Annotated in this window: 16 protein-coding genes; 12 read left to right on the top strand and 4 right to left on the bottom strand. The window is 70.5% G+C overall.

All coding sequences use genetic code 11. From position 1 onward, the window contains the following. The 4 genes from ACILQS_RS10250 to ACILQS_RS10235 form a co-directional block, all read left to right on the top strand. A partial coding sequence (locus tag ACILQS_RS10250) for a hypothetical protein (protein WP_395640025.1) occupies positions 1-1,251 on the top strand: 1,251 nt, incomplete at its 5' end. Between the two features lie 55 nt (positions 1,252-1,306). Further along, positions 1,307-2,869 carry a carboxylesterase/lipase family protein gene (locus ACILQS_RS10245; RefSeq protein ID WP_395640024.1) on the top strand — a complete coding sequence of 521 codons (1,563 nt, stop codon included), beginning with the start codon at positions 1,307-1,309 and terminating at the stop codon, positions 2,867-2,869. Between the two features lie 79 nt (positions 2,870-2,948). Next, positions 2,949-3,698: an AzlC family ABC transporter permease gene (locus ACILQS_RS10240; RefSeq protein ID WP_395640023.1), complete on the top strand. Its 750-nt coding sequence runs from the start codon at positions 2,949-2,951 to the stop codon at positions 3,696-3,698. After that, positions 3,691-4,023, top strand: a complete 333-nt coding sequence (locus tag ACILQS_RS10235; protein ID WP_395640022.1) for an AzlD domain-containing protein — start codon at positions 3,691-3,693, stop codon at positions 4,021-4,023. The genes ACILQS_RS10240 and ACILQS_RS10235 overlap by 8 nt, the downstream gene beginning before the upstream one ends. On the opposite strand, the gene ACILQS_RS10230 is transcribed toward ACILQS_RS10235, so the two are convergent. Next, on the bottom strand, positions 4,020-6,506 hold the full coding sequence (locus ACILQS_RS10230) for a DNA topoisomerase (ATP-hydrolyzing) subunit A (RefSeq protein WP_395640021.1): 2,487 nt from the start codon (positions 6,504-6,506) through the stop codon (positions 4,020-4,022). The genes ACILQS_RS10235 and ACILQS_RS10230 overlap by 4 nt on opposite strands. Positions 6,507-6,518: 12 nt before the next feature. On the opposite strand from ACILQS_RS10230, the gene ACILQS_RS10225 reads away from it, so the two are divergent. Continuing rightward, the gene (locus ACILQS_RS10225) at positions 6,519-7,643 is read left to right on the top strand and encodes an alkaline phosphatase family protein (protein WP_395640020.1); all 1,125 of its coding nucleotides are present in this window, start codon (positions 6,519-6,521) and stop codon (positions 7,641-7,643) included. 22 nt (positions 7,644-7,665) lie between these two features. Here ACILQS_RS10225 and sepH read toward each other — a convergent pair whose 3' ends face one another. Continuing rightward, complete coding sequence (gene sepH, locus ACILQS_RS10220; protein ID WP_395640019.1) at positions 7,666-8,685, bottom strand: septation protein SepH; 1,020 nt, start codon at positions 8,683-8,685, stop codon at positions 7,666-7,668. A 175-nt stretch (positions 8,686-8,860) separates the two neighbouring features. Here sepH and ACILQS_RS10215 point away from each other — a divergent pair, with 175 nt between their 5' ends. Next, positions 8,861-9,151 (top strand): DUF4193 domain-containing protein, encoded by a 291-nt coding sequence (locus ACILQS_RS10215; RefSeq protein ID WP_395640018.1) that lies wholly within the window; start codon positions 8,861-8,863, stop codon positions 9,149-9,151. 49 nt (positions 9,152-9,200) lie between these two features. On the opposite strand, the gene ACILQS_RS10210 is transcribed toward ACILQS_RS10215, so the two are convergent. Further along, on the bottom strand, positions 9,201-9,638 hold the full coding sequence (locus ACILQS_RS10210) for a DUF3093 domain-containing protein (protein WP_395640017.1): 438 nt from the start codon (positions 9,636-9,638) through the stop codon (positions 9,201-9,203). A 32-nt stretch (positions 9,639-9,670) separates the two neighbouring features. Here ACILQS_RS10210 and dut point away from each other — a divergent pair, with 32 nt between their 5' ends. The 6 genes from dut (at position 9,671) to ACILQS_RS10180 (ending at position 18,095) form a co-directional block, all read left to right on the top strand. Beyond that, the gene (gene dut, locus ACILQS_RS10205; protein ID WP_395640016.1) at positions 9,671-10,165 is read left to right on the top strand and encodes a dUTP diphosphatase; all 495 of its coding nucleotides are present in this window, start codon (positions 9,671-9,673) and stop codon (positions 10,163-10,165) included. Then, complete coding sequence (locus ACILQS_RS10200) at positions 10,162-10,794, top strand: DUF3710 domain-containing protein (protein WP_395640015.1); 633 nt, start codon at positions 10,162-10,164, stop codon at positions 10,792-10,794. The genes dut and ACILQS_RS10200 overlap by 4 nt, the downstream gene beginning before the upstream one ends. A gap of 2 nt (positions 10,795-10,796) precedes the next feature. Further along, positions 10,797-11,513: a DUF3159 domain-containing protein gene (locus ACILQS_RS10195; RefSeq protein ID WP_395640014.1), complete on the top strand. Its 717-nt coding sequence runs from the start codon at positions 10,797-10,799 to the stop codon at positions 11,511-11,513. 119 nt (positions 11,514-11,632) lie between these two features. Next, the gene (locus ACILQS_RS10190; protein WP_395640013.1) at positions 11,633-14,467 is read left to right on the top strand and encodes an aconitate hydratase; all 2,835 of its coding nucleotides are present in this window, start codon (positions 11,633-11,635) and stop codon (positions 14,465-14,467) included. Between the two features lie 65 nt (positions 14,468-14,532). Continuing rightward, positions 14,533-16,476, top strand: a complete 1,944-nt coding sequence (gene dxs / locus ACILQS_RS10185) for a 1-deoxy-D-xylulose-5-phosphate synthase (RefSeq protein ID WP_395640012.1) — start codon at positions 14,533-14,535, stop codon at positions 16,474-16,476. A gap of 113 nt (positions 16,477-16,589) precedes the next feature. Continuing rightward, positions 16,590-18,095: a DHA2 family efflux MFS transporter permease subunit gene (locus tag ACILQS_RS10180; protein ID WP_395640011.1), complete on the top strand. Its 1,506-nt coding sequence runs from the start codon at positions 16,590-16,592 to the stop codon at positions 18,093-18,095. A 27-nt stretch (positions 18,096-18,122) separates the two neighbouring features. On the opposite strand, the gene ACILQS_RS10175 is transcribed toward ACILQS_RS10180, so the two are convergent. Further along, positions 18,123-19,669 (bottom strand): 3-hydroxyacyl-CoA dehydrogenase family protein (locus ACILQS_RS10175; RefSeq protein ID WP_395640010.1); only part of this gene is annotated, 1,547 nt, incomplete at its 5' end.

Raw genomic sequence — 19,669 nt, 5'->3', positions numbered from 1 at the left:
GTCGTCGCGGTGCTGAACCAGGTGGCGTTCTTCCTGCTGCTCGCGGTGCTCGCCCGGCTGCTCTGGCCGTCGGCGGGCGCCGGCGCGATCGTGCTGCGAGCGAGCGCAGGGGTCGCGCCGCTGATTTTGCTCCCGCTGGTCGGCACGACGTGGGTGCTGTCGTTCCACCTGGCGCCGACGTACTACGTCGGGATGTATCTGGCGCTGCTCGCGGCGCCGCTGCCGTTGCTCGTGCGTACGCGGGCGACGCGCATCGTGCTCGTGCTCGCTCTCGCCCTGGCGATCGCATCCAATCCGCTGACCGTCGTCTTCGCCGCCCCCGGGCTCCTCGCGTGCGCGATCGCCCACCTGACCCGGGCGGGGCGCGCAGGGCTCGGCCGGCCCGCGCTGCTCGTGACGGCGATCGCCGCGGGCGCGGTGCTCGCCCGGATCGCGTTCACGCCGCTCCAGGGCACGGGGCTGCTCACCTACATGGACCTCGAGGTGTTCCGGTCGCGGGTGGACGCGCTCTGGCCGTACTGGTCGTTCCAGCTGATCGATCCGGCCGCCCGGGTGATCCTGCCGCTGGGTGCGCTGCTCGCCGTCGGTTGCCTCCTCGCCGCGGTCGTCGCGGCGGTCTCGGTCGTGCCGCGGAGGGGGGCGCGGCGGCGCGAGGGCACCGACCTCCGCCGCGCCTCCGTGACGGTGTTCCTCGGGCTCGTGCCGCTCGGCGGCCTGGCGGCGACGGCGTTCGCCCTGATCACGCATTACTACTATTTCTGGCCGGTGCTCGTGCTGCCGTTCGTGCTCGTGCTGTTCGCGCTCCCGCGGCGCGCCCTGGAGCCCGTCGTGATCGCGGCGGGTGCGGCGCTCGTCGCCATCGGTGTGCTGTCGGGCGGCGTGGCGAACCTCGCCGACGCGGGGAGGTACGTCGGGTACCGGAACGCCGAGACGCAGTGCCTCGACCGCGCCGTGCCCGGCGAGGTCGGATTCGCGACCTTCTCCGACGCGCGGCGGGTCGGGCTGACCTCGGCGACGGGGGTCCGGCTCATCCCGGTGACGGCGGAGCTGGCTCCCAACCTCTGGCTCACCAACCGGGCCTACGCGCGGCTCGAGCGCGCGACCTTCCTGTACGTGAACGAGCGGGGCGACGAGCGTGCGCTCGACGGTGATGTCATCCTCGCGCGCTTCGGCGCCCCTGACGAGGAGGTGACCTGCGCGGACGGCCGACGCGTGCTGATCTACGACTCACCCCTGTCGGTCATCGACTGACTCGCGTTCAGCCGGCATCCGGCTGGCGTTCAGCAGACGGTCATAGTCTGCGGTGATGACTTCTGGACTCCTCGTGAATGTGACGGGCGGTCGGGTTCAGGGGATCGCGACCCGGGGGTTGCGGTTCTGGCGCGGCATCCCGTATGCCGCCGCGCCCGTCGGACAGCTGCGCCTCCGCGCACCGCAGCCGGTCGAGCCGTGGACCGGGGTGCGGGATGCGGGAGCCTTCGGACCGATCGCGCCGCAGGACCGGCGCAGCCTCACGGTCGCGACCGGGAAGGGCGACCCGCAGTCGGAGGATTGCCTCACCCTCAACGTCATCGCCCCGTCGACGGACTCCGATCGACTGCGCCCCGTCATGGTCTACCTGCACGGCGGCGCCTACGCCGTCGGTTCGTCGCGCGAGATGCCGACGCAGGGCGAGGGGCTCGTCCACGACGGCGGCGTCGTCTTCGTCAACCTCAACTACCGGCTCGGAGCTCTCGGGTTCCTCGACTTCACCCGCTACGCGACGCCGGACCGGCCGTTCGACTCGAACCTCGGCCTGCGTGACATGGTGGCGGCGCTGCGCTGGGTGCGGGAGAACATCGCCGCGTTCGGGGGAGACCCCGACAATGTGACCCTCTTCGGGGAGTCGGCGGGCGCCAACGCCGTCACGACGCTGATGACCGTGCCGTCTGCGGCCGGGCTGTTCGCCCGTGCGATCGCCGAGAGCTCGCCGCCCGAAGCGGTCTACCCGCCGGAGCTGACGGCGGTGTGGGCGCGCGACTACCTGGAGTTGCTCGGAGCCGTGACCAACCGGCCGCTCGTCGCCGAACCCGACCCGGCCGAGGTCGCCGCGATTCTCGACGCCGCGACGCCGCAGCAGCTGGTCGCCGCGACCTCCCGGATGGTGCGGGAGACCCCGGACCGGGTGCCCGGCACGATCGCCCTCTGCCCGGTGATCGACGGCGACTTCCTGCCGAAAGCGCCGGTCGAGGCGTTCGCCGACGGCAGCGCCCACGCGATCCCGCTGATCATCGGCACCAATGACCGCGAGGGTTCGTTCTTCCGCGGGCGCATCGACATCCTCGCCTCGACCCCGGCCCGCATCCGGGCGATCCTGGCCCGCACCCCGCGCGCGGCCGCGCAGCGTCTCGCGCGGCTCTACCCGGGCCTGTCGCGGCCTCGCGCCGCCGCCGACTTCGCGGGCGACTACACGTTCTGGTACCCGTCGGTGCGCGTCGCCGAGCGGCACTCCCGCCACGCGCCGACCTACGTCTACCGCTTCGACCTCGCCCCTCGGCTCGCGCGGCTGATCGGCCTCGACGCGACTCACGGCATCGAGCTGTTCGCGATCTTCGATCTCGTGCGCACCCCGTACGCCCGCGCGATGGGCGCGCTCGGCGGTGTGCGCGACTTCGACCGCACCGCGCGCCGGATGCGGATGAACTGGCTGCGGTTCGCCGAGAACGGCACGGTGGATGCCGGCTGGCCCCGGTACGACGACGAGCGCCGCCGCACGCTCATCATCGACGCCGAGGACCGCATCGAGGAGGACCCGAATCGCGAGCGCCGCGAGGCGTGGGCGGCGTTCGTGCCGCACCTCACCGAGCCGTCACCCGTCGACGCCGGTTGACGGCGCCGGTCGACGGCGCGGGCCACCCGCCTCCGATCGGCCCGCGCCGCCCGCCGGGCCACGGTGGGAGAGTGGTCGGATGAGTTCGCCCGACGTCCCGTTGACCGATGACGACCGGGTTCGGGCGGCGCGCGGGGCCGGGCTCCGCGCGGCCGGGGTCATCGTCGCGAGCTACATCCCGTTCGGGATCGCGGCCGGCGCGGCGATGGGCGCGACGAGCGTCGATCCGCTCGTGTCCATCCTCAGTTCGCCGATCATCTTCGCGGGTGCCGCGCAGATCGCCGCCGTGCAACTGCTGCACGTCGGGGCGGCGCTCGCCCTCGTCGTGCTGACCGTCGCGGTCATCAACGCCCGGCACTTGCTCTACAGCGCCGCGCTCGCCCCGCATCTGGCCGACTGGTCGCTCGGCCAACGGATGGGCGCGGCCTTCCTGCTCGCCGACCCGGTCTACGCCCTCGCGGCCGCGCGGTTCGACACCGCGGACGGCGGGGGGATCGAGCGGGCGGAGCGCGCCTTCTACTTCACCGCCGGGCTCACCTGTCTCGTGGGGTGGACGTCGCTGCTCGCCATCGGCATCGTCGTCGGCGGGTTCATCCCGGACTGGGTGCCCTTCGAACTCGCCATTCCGCTGACGTTCCTGCTGCTCACGCTGCCGCTCATCAAGAACAGCGCAGGCCTCGTCGCGGCGGCCGTCGCCGGCATCGTCGCTCTCCTGGCACACGCGCTCCCGCTCGGGATGGGTCTGATGGTCGGAGCCGTCGTCGGGGTCGCCGCGGGGGTCGTCGTGCTGAACCTGTCCGAGCGCAGGACGGAGGCGGCAGGTGTTTGAGCTGCTCGCGATCGTCCTCGGCGGCATCGTCACTTTCGTGACCCGCGCTCTGTTCCTGGTGTCGAAGAAACTGCGACCCCCGAAGCGGGTGGAGAAGTACCTGCCGCTCGTCGGTCCGGCCGTGCTCGGCGCGATCGCCGTCCCGGGCATCCTCGCGCCGCGCGGTGAGGTGTCGCTCGTCGACACGATTCCCGCGGTGATCGCGGCGGTCGTCACCTGGCTGGTCTGGAAGCTCACGAAGCAGACGGCCCTCGGGCTGGTCGCCGGACTCGGGCTGTGGTGGGCGATCCTCGCCGTGATGGCCGCGCTCGGCGTGCCGCGTTAGAGCGCGCGTCCGATCGAGCCGACGACGGCATCCATCGGGGTCCCGGAGGCGTCGCGCTTGGCGCCCGCGTCCGGGAGGTTCCGTAGCGACCCGTCGGGGCCTACGGCCAGCGCGGGCGCCGGACCGGCCCAGGCGAGCGCGAGGGAGAGCTCGCCCTTGAGGAAGGTGTGGGCGCGCACGCCGCCCGTGGCGCGCCCCTTGCCGGGGAACTCGGAGAACGCCGACACCTTCGCCCGGCCCGGGTCGGCGCCGGCGAGAGTCGCGGCGGGGGTCGAGATGGTCGCGACGACGATCTCCGCCCCGGGGTCGACCGTGCCGAAGAACAGCACCTTCGCCCCGGAGGAGACGTTGATGCCCGCCATGCCGCCGGCCGCGACGCCCTGCGGTCGCACCGCCGACGCCGGGAAGTGCAGCAGTTGGGCATCGGTCGTGACGAGCACGAACTCCTCCGCGTCGCCGCCCTGCGCGACACCGACGACCTCGTCGCCGGGCTTCAGAGCGATGACCTCGAAGTCGGGCTTCGACGGCCACCCGGCGCCATTGGTGGACGGCGCCGCGACCCGCTTCACGGTGCCGGAGGCGGTGGCGAGGGCGATCGGGTCGTCGGCGGTGAGCGAGACGAGCCCGAGCACCCGCTCCTTCTTGTCCGCCAGTCCGAGGTAGTCGCCGACGCGCGCGCCCGCGGCGAGCTGCACCGAGTTGCCCGGCACCGACGGCAGGTCGACGGGGGAGAAGCGCACGAGACGCCCGCGTGAGGTCACCGCGCCGAGTTCGCCGCGGACCGTCGACTCCACGGTCGAGAGGATGGCGTCGTGCCGTCCGCGACGCGCACTGCGAGCGGTGATCTCCGCGCCCTCGACCCGCACCATGCGTCCCGTCGTCGACAGGACGACGAGGGTCGGTCCGTCGGCGATCTCGAGCGCCGGACCGCCGGCCGCCGCCGCACGCCGCTGCGCCGGCGTCGAGGCGATCGACGCCTTCGCCTCGGTGAGCAGCGTGCGGCGCGGGGTGCCGAAGCGCTCGGCGACCTCATCCAGTTCCGTGCCCACCTGCGTCCGCACCCGCGCGGGGTCGCCGAGCAGGGCCTCGAGTTCGGCGATCTCGCGCTGCAGCTTGTCGCGCTCGGTCTCCAGTTCGATCCGCGAGAATCTGGTCAGGCGGCGCAGCTGCAGCTCGAGGATGTAATCGGCCTGCAGCACCGACAGATCGAAGACCTCGATGAGCCGCACGCGGGCCGCCGCGGCGTCGTCGGAGGTGCGCACGACCTGGATGACCTCGTCGATGTCGAGGATCGCGATGAGCAGGCCGAGCACGAGGTGCAGGCGCTCCTGACGGCGGGTCAGGCGGTAGCGCGAGCGGCGGGTGACGACCTGGATGCGGTGGTCGAGGTAGACCTGCAGGAGGTCGCGCAGGCCGAGGGTCTGCGGTTGGCCGCCGACGAGGCACACGTTGTTGATGCCGAAGCCGTCTTCGAGCGGCGTGAGCCGGTAGAGCTGTTCGAGCACGCCCTCGGGGCTGAACCCGGTCTTCAGGCCGATGACGAGGCGCAGGCCGTTCTTGCGGTCGGTGAGGTCGGTGACATCCGAGATGCCGGTGATCTTCTTCGCCTGCACCCCGTCCTTGATCTTCTCGATGACCTTCTCGGGCCCGACGAGGTACGGCAGCTCGGTCACGACGAGCGCGGTCTTGCGCGGTCCGACCTGTTCGACGGTCACCTTGGCGCGCGTCTTGAACGACCCGCGGCCGGTGGCGTAGGCATCCCGGATGCCGTCGAGCCCGACGATCGTGCCCCCCGTGGGCAGGTCGGGGCCGGGCACGTACGCCATCAGCTCCTCGAGCGAAGCTTCCGGGTTCTCGAGGAGGTGCTTGGCGGCCGCCGCCACCTCGATGAGGTTGTGCGGCGCCATGTTGGTCGCCATGCCGACCGCGATGCCGGCTGCGCCGTTGACGAGCAGGTTGGGGTAGGCCGCCGGCAGCACCTCGGGCTGGGTCAGCTGGTTGTCGTAGTTGGGGACGAAGTCGACGACATCCTCATCGAGTCCTTCGCACATGGCGACGGCGGACGCGCGCATCCGGGCTTCGGTGTAGCGCGCCGCGGCGGGGCCGTCGTCGAGGGAGCCGAAGTTGCCGTGCCCGTCGACGAGCGGCACGCGCATCGTGAAGTCCTGGGCGAGGCGCACGAGGGCGTCGTAGATCGCGGTGTCGCCGTGCGGGTGCAGCCGGCCCATGACGTCGCCCACGACGCGGGCGCTCTTCACGTGGCCGCGGTCGGGGCGCAGGCCCATCTCCGACATCTGGAACAGGATGCGGCGCTGCACGGGCTTCAGCCCGTCGCGGGCGTCGGGGAGGGCGCGCGAGTAGATGACGGAGTACGCGTACTCCAGGAACGACCCCTCCATCTCGGCGGAGACGTCGACATCGAGAATGCGTTCGCCCGCGGTCGCGGAGCCGCCGGGCGCGGGAGGAGGAGGTGGGGGAGTCATAAGATCGGGGCCATGGTACCGGCGGCGCAGCTACCCGCTGCGAGGGCACACCGGTTCGGCCTCACCGACGTTCTGAAGAACGCGCTCTTCGCCGTCCGCGGGGAGCGAGGTGATCTCGGTCTGCCGTCCGTGCGACACGCGGTCGTGCTGCTCGTAGACGGACTCGGGTCGGTGTCGCTGGCGGCGCACCGCGGGTACGCGCGCCGACTGCTCGCCGCCCCGAAGGCGTCGACGATCCAGACGGTGTTCCCGTCGACGACGGCGTCGGCGCTCGCGTCGCTGACGACCGGCGTCCTGCCCGGCGTGCACGGGCTGATCGGCTACCTCGGCTTCGACTCGAGCGGCGACCGCGTCGTCAACTCCCTCACCGGGTTCGGTCCCGATCTCGATCCGGGCACCTGGCAACGGGTGCCGACGCTCTTCGAGCAGGCACGGGATGCCGGCATCCCGGCGTTCGCGGTCGGCCCGGGCCGCTACCGCGACTCGGGGTTCACCGCGGCGGTCCTGCGCGGCGCCGAGTACCGCGCCGGTGAGTCGCTCGCGGCGCGGCTGGGCGAGGTGCGCCGCATCCACGCCGCCGCCGAGCGCTCTCTGACCTACGTCTACGCCCCCGAGCTCGACGTCGCCGCCCACGCCAGCGGGATCGCCTCCGGCGCGTGGAGCGCGGCGCTGGAGGACGTGGACGCCGCCGTCGGCGAGTTGGTCGCGCGCCTCGGTCGGGACGTGGGCCTGCTGGTCACGGGCGACCACGGGGGCCTCGACATCCCGCGGGACGCGCATCTCATCGTCGACCCGGCGCTCCTCGACGGGGTGCGGCACGTCTCGGGGGAGCCGCGCTGTCTCGCCCTCCACCTCGAGCGCGGTGCCGTGGCCGAGGACGTGCGCGATCGGTGGCAGGCGGCCGAGGGGGGCCGCGCGTGGATCGCGACCCGCGACGAGGCGATCGCCGCGGGCTTCTTCGGCGACGTGGACGACGACGTGCTGCCGCGGATCGGCGACGTGCTCGTCGCCGCCCGCCGACGCGTCGCCTACTACCTCGACGAGAACGATCGGGGGCGCGGCATGGTCGGCCAGCACGGCTCACTCACGCCGGAGGAGATGGCCGTCCCGCTGCTGCGGTTCGGCGCCTTCAGCTGAGCCGTGGCGCGTTCCGGGATAACTAGAGGTCGTCGTCGGTGCGCGCGCCGAAGACGATCTCGTCCCACGACGGCATCGACTGCCGACCCTTGCTGCCGCGCTTGCCGAACGACCCGCTGTCCCGGGCGGAGGGCTTCGTGCGCATCGAGTCGATCGGGCGGTCGTCGTCCATCGCGTCGAGCGGCACGTCGATGAGACGCACGGTTCCCGTGGAGGGGTGCGCGGCGATCGACTCCTCGGGGTCGGGATCCATCGGATCGCGCTCGCCCCGGCGCTTGCGGAGCGCTTCGAGCAGATCTGCGGTCTGATTCTTCTTCACCGGAAGCGGCTCGACGTCGCCGACCCGTCCGTAGGGGACGGGTTCCAGCAGCGGTCCGGTCTCGTCGGGGGAGGTCGTCACCGAGAACGCGCCGGAGTCGAACCGGGTGGAATCGGTCTGCTCGTCGAGCGGCACGGCGCGCAAGCGCGGGACGAGGTTCGCGGGCTGCTCGCCCTGCTGGGACAACGCGATGGCTTCCTGGTTGAGCGGAGCGAGGGTGGACTTCTTCGGATCGAACGACCACCGGGCGTCGTGCTCGACGGTCTCCGCCACGAAGGTGAGCTTCACGACCCAGCCGCCGCCCTCCTCCTTCCAGGACGCCCAGCGTTCGCCGATCGCGCCGCCGTCGGCGAGACGGCGACGGATGACGGTGCCGAAGGTCACGCCTCCGCCGAGCGGGTCGGTCTCCAACGCCAGTTGCACGGGGACCGCGAGAGCGGACTCGATGACGAACTCGCGTTCGGCGAGGACGGGGCCTTCGAAGCGCTGCACGTAGTCGAGCGGAACCCCGGTGATGGCGGCGACGTCCTCGGCCGACATCCCGGCCCGGATGTGCGCCTGGATCTCGCGGGGCGACAGTTTGCGCACCGCCCCCGGATCGGGCGACGTCTGCCGCAGCCGCGACTGCAGCACGTCGTCGATCGCGACGCGGTAGCGGGTGCCCTCCTCGGAGGCGACGAGCAGCGAACCGCTCTCCACTCCGATGACCTTCAGCTCTTCCATCGCGACCCTCCTTGCGGCTCAGGATGACACGGGGTCGCCGGGATTCCGGGAATATCCCGGGCGCGCCGGAAGTTGTCCGGGAAGCGACGACGGCTGGTTTGCGATTCACCTCGCGATCATGCAAGCTGACGCCGCCGAACGGGCACCAACGGCAGCAACAACGAGATGGATGGGCATGGCCACCGACTACGACGCACCGCGCAAGACCGACGACGACACCGAGTCGATCCAGGCCCTGCAGGAGCGCACTCCCGACAAGCTCTCAGGAGTTGTCGACGTCGATGACGCCTCCGCCGACGGGTTCGAGCTCGGCGGCGCTGACCTCTCCGATCTCGATCTGGATGTCGTCGTCCTGCCTCCCCAGGCGGACGAGTTCACGTGCGTGAGCTGCTTCCTCGTGAAGCTGCAGTCGCAGTTCGACCACGACACGAAGCTCGGCCCCGTGTGCGTGGAGTGCGCCGCGTAGGTCTCGACACGCAGCCTCCGGCTGCTACTCGACCACCAGCCTCCGGCTGCTACTCGACCACCGAGTTGAGGACGTCCGCGAGTTCCCGCGGGCGGCGCGTCGAGACGAGCCAGTACGGCGTCGGGTCGGCGGGATCGTCCAGTTCGATGCGGACGACCCCGGAGATCCAGCCGCGCAGCACGAGGTAGGCGCGAGCGTCGAGGCGCGTCCCGCGCTCGGCGACCGCCTCCGTCTTCTCGTGCGCCGTGACCGCGCCGATGAACGAGCGCTCGATCCGCGCCCGGCCGACGCGCAGCATCCCGTCGGTGACCTCGAGGACAGGGCTCGTGGCGAGCAGGACGACGATGATCGCGGCGTAGAGCACGATCGCGCTGACGATGCCCGCGAACTCCGAGATCGGGAGGAAGACGAGCAGGCTCGCCGGGATGACGAGGGCCGTCGCCAGGAAGACCCACCAGGACGGCCACAGTCGCTCGCGATACCGCATGGGTCTATTCGAGCATGGACTAGCCTCGTCAGGTGACCGAGTTCATCGAGGTGCTGTACACCGGCACCCTCCCGGTCTACGCCCACCCGGGCGACGCCGGTGCCGACCTCGTCGCGACGGCGGACGTCGTGCTGGAGCCGGGGGAGCGCGCGACCGTGCCGACCGGGCTGAAGATCGCCCTCCCGCACGGGTACGTCGGGTTCGTCGTGCCGCGCAGCGGCCTCGCGGCGAAGCACGGCCTGACGATCGTCAACGCCCCTGGAACGGTGGATGCCGGCTACCGCGGCGAGATCCGGGTGACGCTGCTCAACACCGACGCGCGCGAGTCGTACGCGATCGCCGCCGGCGACCGGATCGCCCAGCTCATCGTGATGCCGGTGCCGAGCGTGCGCTTCGTCGAGGTCGAGCGGCTTCCGGGCAGCGAGCGGGGCGAGGGCGGATTCGGCTCGACCGGCTACCGCGCCGCCGCGGCGCCGACCGAGGATCGGGCGCCGGCCGGAGACACACCGACTACGGGAGACCAGTGAGCGACACCGAACACCCCAAGTCCGCCCCCGCCGACCGCGCGACGGCCGGTCCGTTCGACGACTCCGAGGCCAACCCAGTGCGGCCCTACGTCGATCTCGGCGGCATCAAGCTGCTGCCGCGCCCCGACCTGGCCGTGCGGCTCGAGGTCGAGGAAGGCAACAAGCGCGTCGTCGCGGTGGCGCTCGACTACGCCGGATCGACCCTCCAGCTCCAGCCGTTCGCCGCCCCGCGCTCGAGCGGGCTGTGGCATGAGATCCGCCAGCAGATCGTGCAGCAGATCGAGAAGCAGGGCGGTCGTACGGTCGAGGCGACCGGACCGCTCGGCCCGGAACTGCGCGCCGAGATCCCCGCTCCGAACGGGCAGGGCTCGCGCATCGCCCGCTTCGTCGGGGTCGACGGTCCGCGGTGGTTCCTCCGCGGCGTCATCAGCGGCGAAGGAGCCGGCAACGCGGAAGCGGCGGCGAAGATCGAGGAACTGTTCCGCAGCATCGTCGTCGTGCGCGGCACGACCCCGATGCCGCCGCGCGACCTGATCCCGCTGCACGTGCCCGCCTCGGTCGCCGGCCAGAGCCCGACCGGTCCGACTCCGACCGGGCCGACGCCGACCGGGCCGGCCACGGCGGTCTGAGCATGAGCGAGAACCCCGGACCGTCGAACCCCGAGCCGTCGTTCCGCGACGCGCTTTCGGCCGCCGCTCGTCAGTCGAGCCTCGGCAAGGTGCCTCCGGGGGAGACCCCGACGGCCGGCGCACTTCTGGCCGCGATGGGCGGCGCGCGCGGACTCGTCGAGTCGATCCTGCCGGGCCTGGGATTCCTCGTCGTGTTCACGATCACCCAGGAGCTGCTGCCCTCGGTGCTCGCGCCGCTCGCCGTCGCGCTGGTGTTCATCGTGCTGCGCCTCGTGATGCGCCAGCCGGTCACCACCGCGATCGCGGGGGCCTTCGGCGTCGGCATCTCGGCGGGTCTGGCGCTGATCACGAACGACGCGAACAACAACTTCGTGCCCGGTTTCTTCATCAACGCCGGTGTCGTGCTCGTCATGGTGGTGAGCCTGCTCGTGCGTCGGCCGTTCGTGGGATTGATCGTGAGCCTGCTGCTGAACGACGACGACTGGCGGGCGAACCCCGCGAAGGTGCGGGTGGCGACGATCGCGACGATCCTCTGGGCGGCGCTCTCGGCCCTGCGTCTGGCCGTCCAGCTGCCGCTCTACCTCGCGGAGGCCACCGAGGCCCTGGCCGCGACGAAGTTGGTGATGGGCGTGCCGCTCTACGCGGCGTTGCTCTGGGTGACCTGGCTGCTCGTGCGCACGGCGTGGCGGGCGCGGGAACAGCCCGCCGACGGCGTCTGACAGTGCTAGATTTATCTTGACATCAAGATAAATCTCATCGGGGCGGGCTTAGGCTTGCCTTGCTGGTCGCGGCGGCGCCGCCCGGCGAGGATGGGTGTGACGGGCAAGAGGAGACGACAGTGTCGACGGTGAACAGCTTCAATTCCAAGGACACCCTCACGGTCGGCACCACCGACTACGAGGTATTCCGCATCGACGCGGTCCCGGGCTACGACAAGCTCCCGTTCAGCCTGAAGGTGCTGCTCGAGAACCTGCTCCGCACGGAGGACGGCGCCAACGTCACGAAGGCCCAGATCGAAGCCCTCGGCGCGTGGGTGCCGGAAGCCGACCCCGACACCGAGATCCAGTTCACGCCGGCCCGCGTCGTCATGCAGGACTTCACCGGCGTGCCCTGCATCGTCGACCTCGCGACGATGCGCGAGGCGGTCACCGCGCTCGGCGGCGACCCCGACAAGATCAACCCGTTGTCGCCCGCGGAGATGGTCATCGACCACTCGGTCATCGCCGACCTCTTCGGCACCGAGAACGCGCTCGAGCGCAACGTCGAGATCGAGTACCAGCGCAACGGCGAGCGCTACCAGTTCCTCCGCTGGGGTCAGACCGCGTTCCAGGATTTCAAGGTCGTCCCGCCCGGCACCGGCATCGTGCACCAGGTCAACATCGAGCACCTCGCGAAGGTCGTCTACGACCGAACCGTCGACGGCGTCCTGCGGGCCTACCCCGACACCTGCGTCGGCACCGACTCGCACACCACGATGGTCAACGGCCTCGGCGTGCTCGGCTGGGGCGTCGGCGGGATCGAGGCCGAGGCTGCGATGCTCGGTCAGCCGGTCTCGATGCTCATCCCGCGCGTCGTGGGCTTCAAGCTCACCGGCGAGATCCCCGCCGGAGTGACGGCGACCGATGTCGTGCTCACGATCACCGACCTGCTGCGCAAGCACGGCGTCGTCGGCAAGTTCGTCGAATTCTACGGGGAGGGCGTCGCCTCGGTGCCGCTCGCCAACCGGGCCACGATCGGCAACATGAGCCCCGAGTTCGGCTCGACCGCGGCGATCTTCCCGATCGACGACGTCACGCTCGAGTACCTCCGCCTCACCGGTCGCGACGAGCAGAACGTCGCGCTCGTCGAGGCCTACGCAAAGCTGCAGAAGCTGTGGCACGACCCGTCGGTCGAGCCGTCGTTCAGCGAGTACATGGAGCTCGACCTCGCGACGGTCGTTCCGTCGATCGCAGGCCCGAAGCGTCCGCAGGACCGCATCCTGCTGTCGAATTCGAAGTCGCAGTTCGAGGTGGACATCCTCGGCTACATGAATCCGTCGACCTCGACCGACATCGTCGACCTCGAGGGGAAGCACTCCTTCCCGGCGTCCGATCCCGGACCGGTCCCCGGCGACGAGGAGGAAGAGACCCGTGAGGTGCACATCTCCTCGGGTGCTCCCGCGGGCGCCTCGAACCCGGTCAAGGTCACGACGCCCGACGGTGCGACCTACCTGCTCGACCACGGAGCGGTCACGCTCGCCGCGATCACGTCGTGCACGAACACCTCGAACCCGTCGGTCATGATCGCCGCCGGGCTGCTCGCGCGCAACGCCGTCGACAAGGGGCTGAAGAGCAAGCCGTGGGTGAAGACCACGCTCGGCCCGGGCTCGAAGGTGGTCACCGACTACTACGAGAAGTCGGGTCTCGACAAGTCGCTCGAAGCCGTGGGCTTCTACACCGTCGGCTACGGCTGCACGATCTGCATCGGCAACTCGGGTCCGCTGATCGAGGAGGTCTCCGCGGCGGTCAACTCGCACGACCTCGCCGTCACCGCGGTGCTCTCGGGCAACCGCAACTTCGAGGGCCGGATCAGCCCCGACGTGAAGATGAACTACCTCGCGAGCCCCCCGCTCGTCGTCGCCTACGCCCTGGCCGGCTCGATGCACTTCGACTTCGAGATCGACGCGCTCGGGAAGGATGCCGACGGCAACGACGTGTTCCTCCGCGACATCTGGCCGTCGCCGGAAGAGGTGCAGGAGACGATCGACTCCTCGATCTCCCGCGAGCAGTTCATCAAGCAGTACGCCACGGTGTTCGACGGCGACGAGCGCTGGACGAGCCTGCCGACCCCGACCGGGCCGATCTTCGCCTGGGATCCGGACTCGACGTACGTGCGCAAGCCCCCGTACTTCGAGGGCATGACGATGGAGCTGACCCCGGTCGCCGACATCACCGGCGCCCGCGTCCTGGCGACGCTCGGCGACTCCGTGACGACCGACCACATCAGCCCGGCCGGCAACATCAAGCCGGGCACGCCCGCCGCGCAGTACCTCACCGAGCACGGCGTCGACCGCCAGGACTTCAACTCCTACGGCTCGCGGCGCGGCAACCACGAGGTGATGATCCGCGGCACCTTCGCCAACATCCGGCTGAAGAACGCGATCGTCAGTGCGGTCAACGACGGCGCGGTCGTCGAGGGCTCCTACACCCGCGACTTCACCCAGCCCGGCGGCCCGCAGTCGTTCATCTACGACGCGTGCATGAACTACCAGGCCCAGGATGTCCCCCTCGTGATCTTCGGCGGCAAGGAGTACGGCTCGGGGTCGTCGCGTGACTGGGCGGCGAAGGGCACCTCGCTCCTCGGCGTCAAGGCGGTCATCACCGAGAGCTTCGAGCGCATCCACCGCTCCAACCTGATCGGGATGGGCGTCGTGCCGCTGCAGTTCCCGGCGGGGGAGAGCTGGGAGTCGCTCGGCCTCGACGGCACCGAGATCGTCGCGATCGCGGGTCTCGAGAAGCTCAACGAGGGCGTCACGCCGAAGACCGTCACGGTGACGGCGACGCCGAGCGAGTTCTCGGCGGCGGGCAAGCAGCCGGTGCAGTTCGAGGCCGTCGTGCGCATCGACACCCCCGGCGAGGCCGACTACTACCGCAACGGCGGCATCCTGCAGTACGTGCTGCGCTCGCTCGTGTAGCGCGGATCGTCGCGACCGGCGTCAACCTTCAGGATGACGCCGGTCGCGAGGATTAGGCTCGCCGTATGAGTCTGCTCTCGTCGATCACGGGTCCGCGCGACCTCGATTCCCTCACGAAGGAGCAGCTCGCCGAGCTGTCGGATGAGATCCGCCGCTTCCTGGTCACCGAGGTCTCCAAGACCGGCGGACACCTGGGCCCGAACCTCGGCGTCGTGGAGCTGACGATGGCCATCCACCGGGTGTTCGACTCGCCGCGCGACGCCGTCGTCTTCGACACCGGCCACCAGAGCTACGTGCACAAGCTGCTCACCGGGCGGCACGACTTCAGCCGACTTCGCATGAAGGGCGGCCTCGCCGGCTACCCGCAGCGCTCGGAGAGCGAGCACGACATCGTCGAGTCGTCGCACGCCTCGTCGTCGCTGTCCTGGGCCGACGGGATCTCGCGAGCGTTCGCGATGACCGGCCAGGACGACCGCTACGTGGTCGCAGTGGTCGGCGACGGCGCGCTGACCGGCGGCATGACCTGGGAGGCGCTCAACAACATCAGCGACGACAACTCCCGCAAGCTCGTGATCGTCGTCAACGACAACGGGCGGTCCTACGCGCCCACGATCGGCGGGATGGCGCGCTTCCTCAACGACGTGCGCACGCGGCGCTCCTACCGCAGCCTGCACCGCACGAGCGAGAAGGTCTTCGGGCGCTTCGGCGGCGTGGGACGCGCCGTCTACCGCGGCACCCGGGGCGCCGTGCACGGCTTCCTTTCGCGTTTCACGAACAACGAGGCGCTCTACTCCAACCTCGACATCAAGTACCTCGGGCCCGTGCACGGGCACGATCTCGTCGCCCTCGAGGAGACCCTCCGCCAGGCGAAGGCCCTCGAGGCCCCGGCGATCGTGCACGTGATCACCGAGAAGGGCCACGGCTACGGTCCCGCCGTGGCCGACGTCGCGGACCAGTTCCACGCCGTCGGGCAGATCGATCCCGAGACCGGTGAGCCGGTCGAGGCGCCGTCGCGGCCGTCGTGGACGAGCGTGTTCGCCGACGAGATCGTCGAACTGGCCGATCAGAACCCGCGGCTCGTCGGCATCACCGCCGCGATGCTCCGACCCACGGGACTCCACCGCTTCGCCGAGAAGTACCCCGAGCGCGTCTTCGACGTCGGCATCGCCGAGCAGCACGCCGTGACGAGCGCCGCCGGCCTCGCCTTCGGCGGCCTGCATCCGGTGGTCGCTCTGTACGCGACGTTCGTGAACCGCGCGTTCGACCAGATCCTGATGGATGTCGCGCTCCATCGCGCCGGCGTGACGTTCGTGCTCGACCGGGCCGGCGTGACCGGACCCGACGGACCGAGCCATCACGGCATGTGGGATCTCGCGATCCTCCAGGCCGTCCCGCACATCCGGATCGCGGCCCCGCGGGACTCGAACCGGCTGCGCGAGGAGCTGCGCGAAGCGGTGGCGATCGACGACGCGCCGACCGTCGTGCGCTACTCGAAGGGCAGCGTCGGCACCGAACTCGAGGCCACGCGCCGCACCGAGGACGGCGTCGACGTGCTCCGCGAGGCCGCGCATCGCGACGTGCTCGTCGTCACGGTCGGACCGATGGCGAAGCTCGGCCTCCAGGTGGCCGAGCGGCTCGCCGCGCAGGGGATCGGGGCGACCGTCGTCGATCCGCGCTGGGTCATCCCGGTGCCCGGGTCGATCATCGAGATGGCCCGCGACTACCGCCTCGTCGTCACGATCGAGGACGGCATCCGCGTCGGCGGGATCGGCACGCGTGTGCGGCAGGAGCTGCGCGCCGCCGGCGTCGACACGGCGGTCGACGAGCTCGGGCTGCCCGACGAATTCCTCGATCACGGGGAACGCGCGGAGATCCTCGACGAGGTCGGGCTCTCCGACCAGCGGATCGCGCGCGACATCGTCGCCCAGGTGCTGGGCACGCGCATCCCGGTGGCCCGTCCGCTGCCCGAGGAGGCCGCCGCCGAGGAATCTTCCCTCCGTCGGGAATAGTCACGCCCTGCCGAGACTTGTTCACTCTCGGCGGAACGCGCCCGGCCTGTGATGTCGGTGCCGCGCGCTAGCGTGAAAGTCCGGTGATCGCCGGCGCAATCCTTGGAGGAATCTTGACCGATACGACTGCGCCCTCGAACTCGTCGACCGCCTCCACGCCGGTGCCGATGCCCGCCGAGCGCCTCGACCCGCGATCCCGGCAGGCCCTCGTCCTGCTGCTCGCCGCCGTGTTCGTCGTCTTCCTCAACGAGACCACGATGAGCGTCGCGATCCCGACGATCATCGCCGACCTCGGGATCACCGCCGCGAGCGGCCAGTGGCTCACCACCGCCTTCGCGCTCACCCTCGCCGTCGTCATCCCGATCACCGGCTGGCTGCTGCAGCGCATCAGCACCCGGTCGGCCTTCATCCTGGCCCTCAGCCTCTTCGTCGTCGGCACGCTCATCGCCGCGACCGCGCCGGTGTTCGGCATCCTCGTCGCCGGGCGCGTCGTGCAGGCGAGCGGCACGGCGATCATGATGCCGCTGATGATGACGACGGTGCTCACGATCGTGCCGATGCACATGCGCGGGCGCATCATGGGGCGCATCTCCATCGTCATGTCGGTGGCGCCGGCCGTGGGTCCCGCGATCGCCGGGGTGCTGCTGCAGGTCTTCGACGACCAGTGGCGCGGGCTGTTCTGGGTCATGCTGCCCATCGCCGTCGCGATGCTGATCATCGGCATCGTCCGCGTGCCCAACGTCTCCGAGACCCGTCGCGTTCCGCTCGACGTGCTCTCGGTGATCCTCTCCGCGATCGGCTTCAGCGGCTTCGTCTACGGCCTCTCCAGCATCGGCGCGGCCGCCGAAGGCGGGGCGGCGATCAGCCCGGTCGTGCCGCTCGCGATCGGTCTGGTGTTCCTGGCGCTCTTCGCCTTCCGGCAGTTCGCCCTGCAGCGTCGCGACGCCGCCTTCCTCGACCTGCGCACGTTCCAGTCGCGCACCTTCACGGTCGCGGTCATCATGCTGGCGATCGGCATGCTGTCGCTGTTCGGCATGGTGATCCTGCTGCCGATCTACCTCCAGTACGCGCTGAACCTCGAGACCACGACGATCGGACTCCTGCTGCTCCCGGGCCCGTTGCTGTCCGGACTGCTCGGGCCGTTCATCGGCCGCGTCTACGACCGTGTCGGTCCCCGACCGCTCGTCATCCCCGGCGCGATCCTGCTGAGCGCGGCGCTGTGGATGTTCGCTCTCGGACTCGGGGTCGCGACGCCGATCTGGTTCATCCTGGTGGCCAACATCACCCTCGGTCTCAGCCTCGGGTTGCTCTTCACGCCGTTGTTCTCCAGCGGACTCGGGTCGCTCGCGCCGCACCTGTACTCGCACGGCTCGGCGCTCGTCTCGACGCTCCAGCAGGTCGCGGGCGCGGCCGGCACGGCGATCTTCGTCGCGCTCCTCGCGGTCGGGATGGCGGCGGCGGGCGAGACCGACGTCACCACCGCCTCCGCGGAGCAGATCGTCGCCGGCGTGCACCTGGCGTTCCTGGCGGGGGCCTTCACGACCCTTCCGCTCATCGCGGTGTCGTTCCTCGTGCGCAAGCCCGCCGACGCGGCGGCGCCGGTTCCCGCCGGGCACTGACCCGGCCGTCGCTCCCGCGGGGCCGCTTTAGGCGACGCCGACGATCCGCGGGTCGTGGAAGGTACCGCCGAAGACCCGCTCGCTCGCCCCGACCCGGTCGAGGTACGGTGTCGCTCCGCCCATCTGGAACGGCCAACCGGCGCCCAGGATGAGGCAGAGGTCGATGTCTTCGGCCGCCTCGACCACCTGGTCCTCGAGCATCCGGTGGATCTCGTCGGCGAGGCCGTCCTCGATCCGAGTGCGCAGCTCCTCGGCCGTGTACGGCTTCCCGTCGGCGATCCGGTGCTTCTCGACGATCTTCAGGACCTTCGGGTCGATGCCCTTCTTCTTGCCCTTGCCGTCCTTCTCGAACAGCTGGCCGTACTCGGCGAGCTCGTGCAGGGCCGGGCTCTCGAAGAACCGCTCGGGGAAGGCGGTGTGGTGCGTGTCGAGCACGTGCGCGCCGACCTTGAGGCCGACGAGCTCGAGCAGGTCGAACGGATCCATCGGCAGACCGAACGGCTTGACGGCATCCACGACGGCGTCGAAGGAGGTGCCGAGTTCGACCGCGTGCATCGCCTCACCGAGCAGCTTGGCGAGGATGCGGTTGACGACGAACCCGGGGGTGTCGGCGGTGATCACGGCGTTCTTGCGCAGCTTCGCGGCCGTCACCATCGCGGTGCTGAGCGCGGCGTCGGTCGTCTTCGGCGTCTTCACGACCTCGATCAGCGGCATCACCGCGACCGGGTTGAAGAAGTGGAAGCCGACGACCCGCTCGGGGTTCTTGAGCTTCGCGCCGATCTGCTCGACCGAGAGCGACGAGGTGTTCGTCGCGAGGATCGCCTCGGGGGAGATGTACTGCTCGACGTCGGCGAACACCTGCTGCTTGACGCCGAGCTCCTCGAAGACCGCCTCGATGACCCAGTCGCAGTCGGCGAAGTCGGCCTTGTCGGTCGTGCCGGTGACGAGGGCCTTGAGCCGGTTCGCCTCGTCGGCGCTGATGCGCTTCTTGCCGAGCAGCGCGTCGATCTCGCCGTGGATGGTCGCGACGCCCTTGTCGACGCGCGCCTGGTCGAGGTCGGTGATGACGACGGGCACCTGGAGGCGGCGCACGAAGAGCAGCGCGAACTGGGTGGCCATCAGCCCGGCGCCGATGACCCCGACCTTCGTGACCTTCTGGGCGAGCGCCTTGTCGGGAGCCCCGGCGGGCTTCTTGGCGCGCTTCTGCACGAGGTTGAAGGCGTAGATCGAGGCACGGAACTGGTCGCCCGAGATGAGGTCGGCGAGCGCCTCGTCTTCGGCGGCGAAGCCCGTCTTCTTGTCGGTGTTCTTCGCGGCCTTGAGCAGCTCGAGCGCCCGGTAGGGGCTCTTCGCGACCCGGCCGATGCGCGAGGCGAGCATCTTGTCGGCGATGCCGATCGCGACGTCCCACTTGACCGCGCGCTCGATCTTGCCGGGCTCGTTCTTGCGCTTGACCTTGATCGTCCCGGTGAGGACGCCGTCCGCCCACTTCAGCGAGTCCTCGAGGAAGGTCGCGGGGCCGAAGATCGCATCCGCCATCCCGAGGTCGAAGACCTCCTGGGGCTTGAGCACCT

The organism is Pseudolysinimonas sp. (assembly GCF_044239695.1).
Classification (GTDB): Bacteria; Actinomycetota; Actinomycetes; order Actinomycetales; family Microbacteriaceae; genus Pseudolysinimonas_A.
Note: the sequence above shows the minus strand (reverse complement) of the source record. Positions and strands in the feature narration are given on the sequence as shown.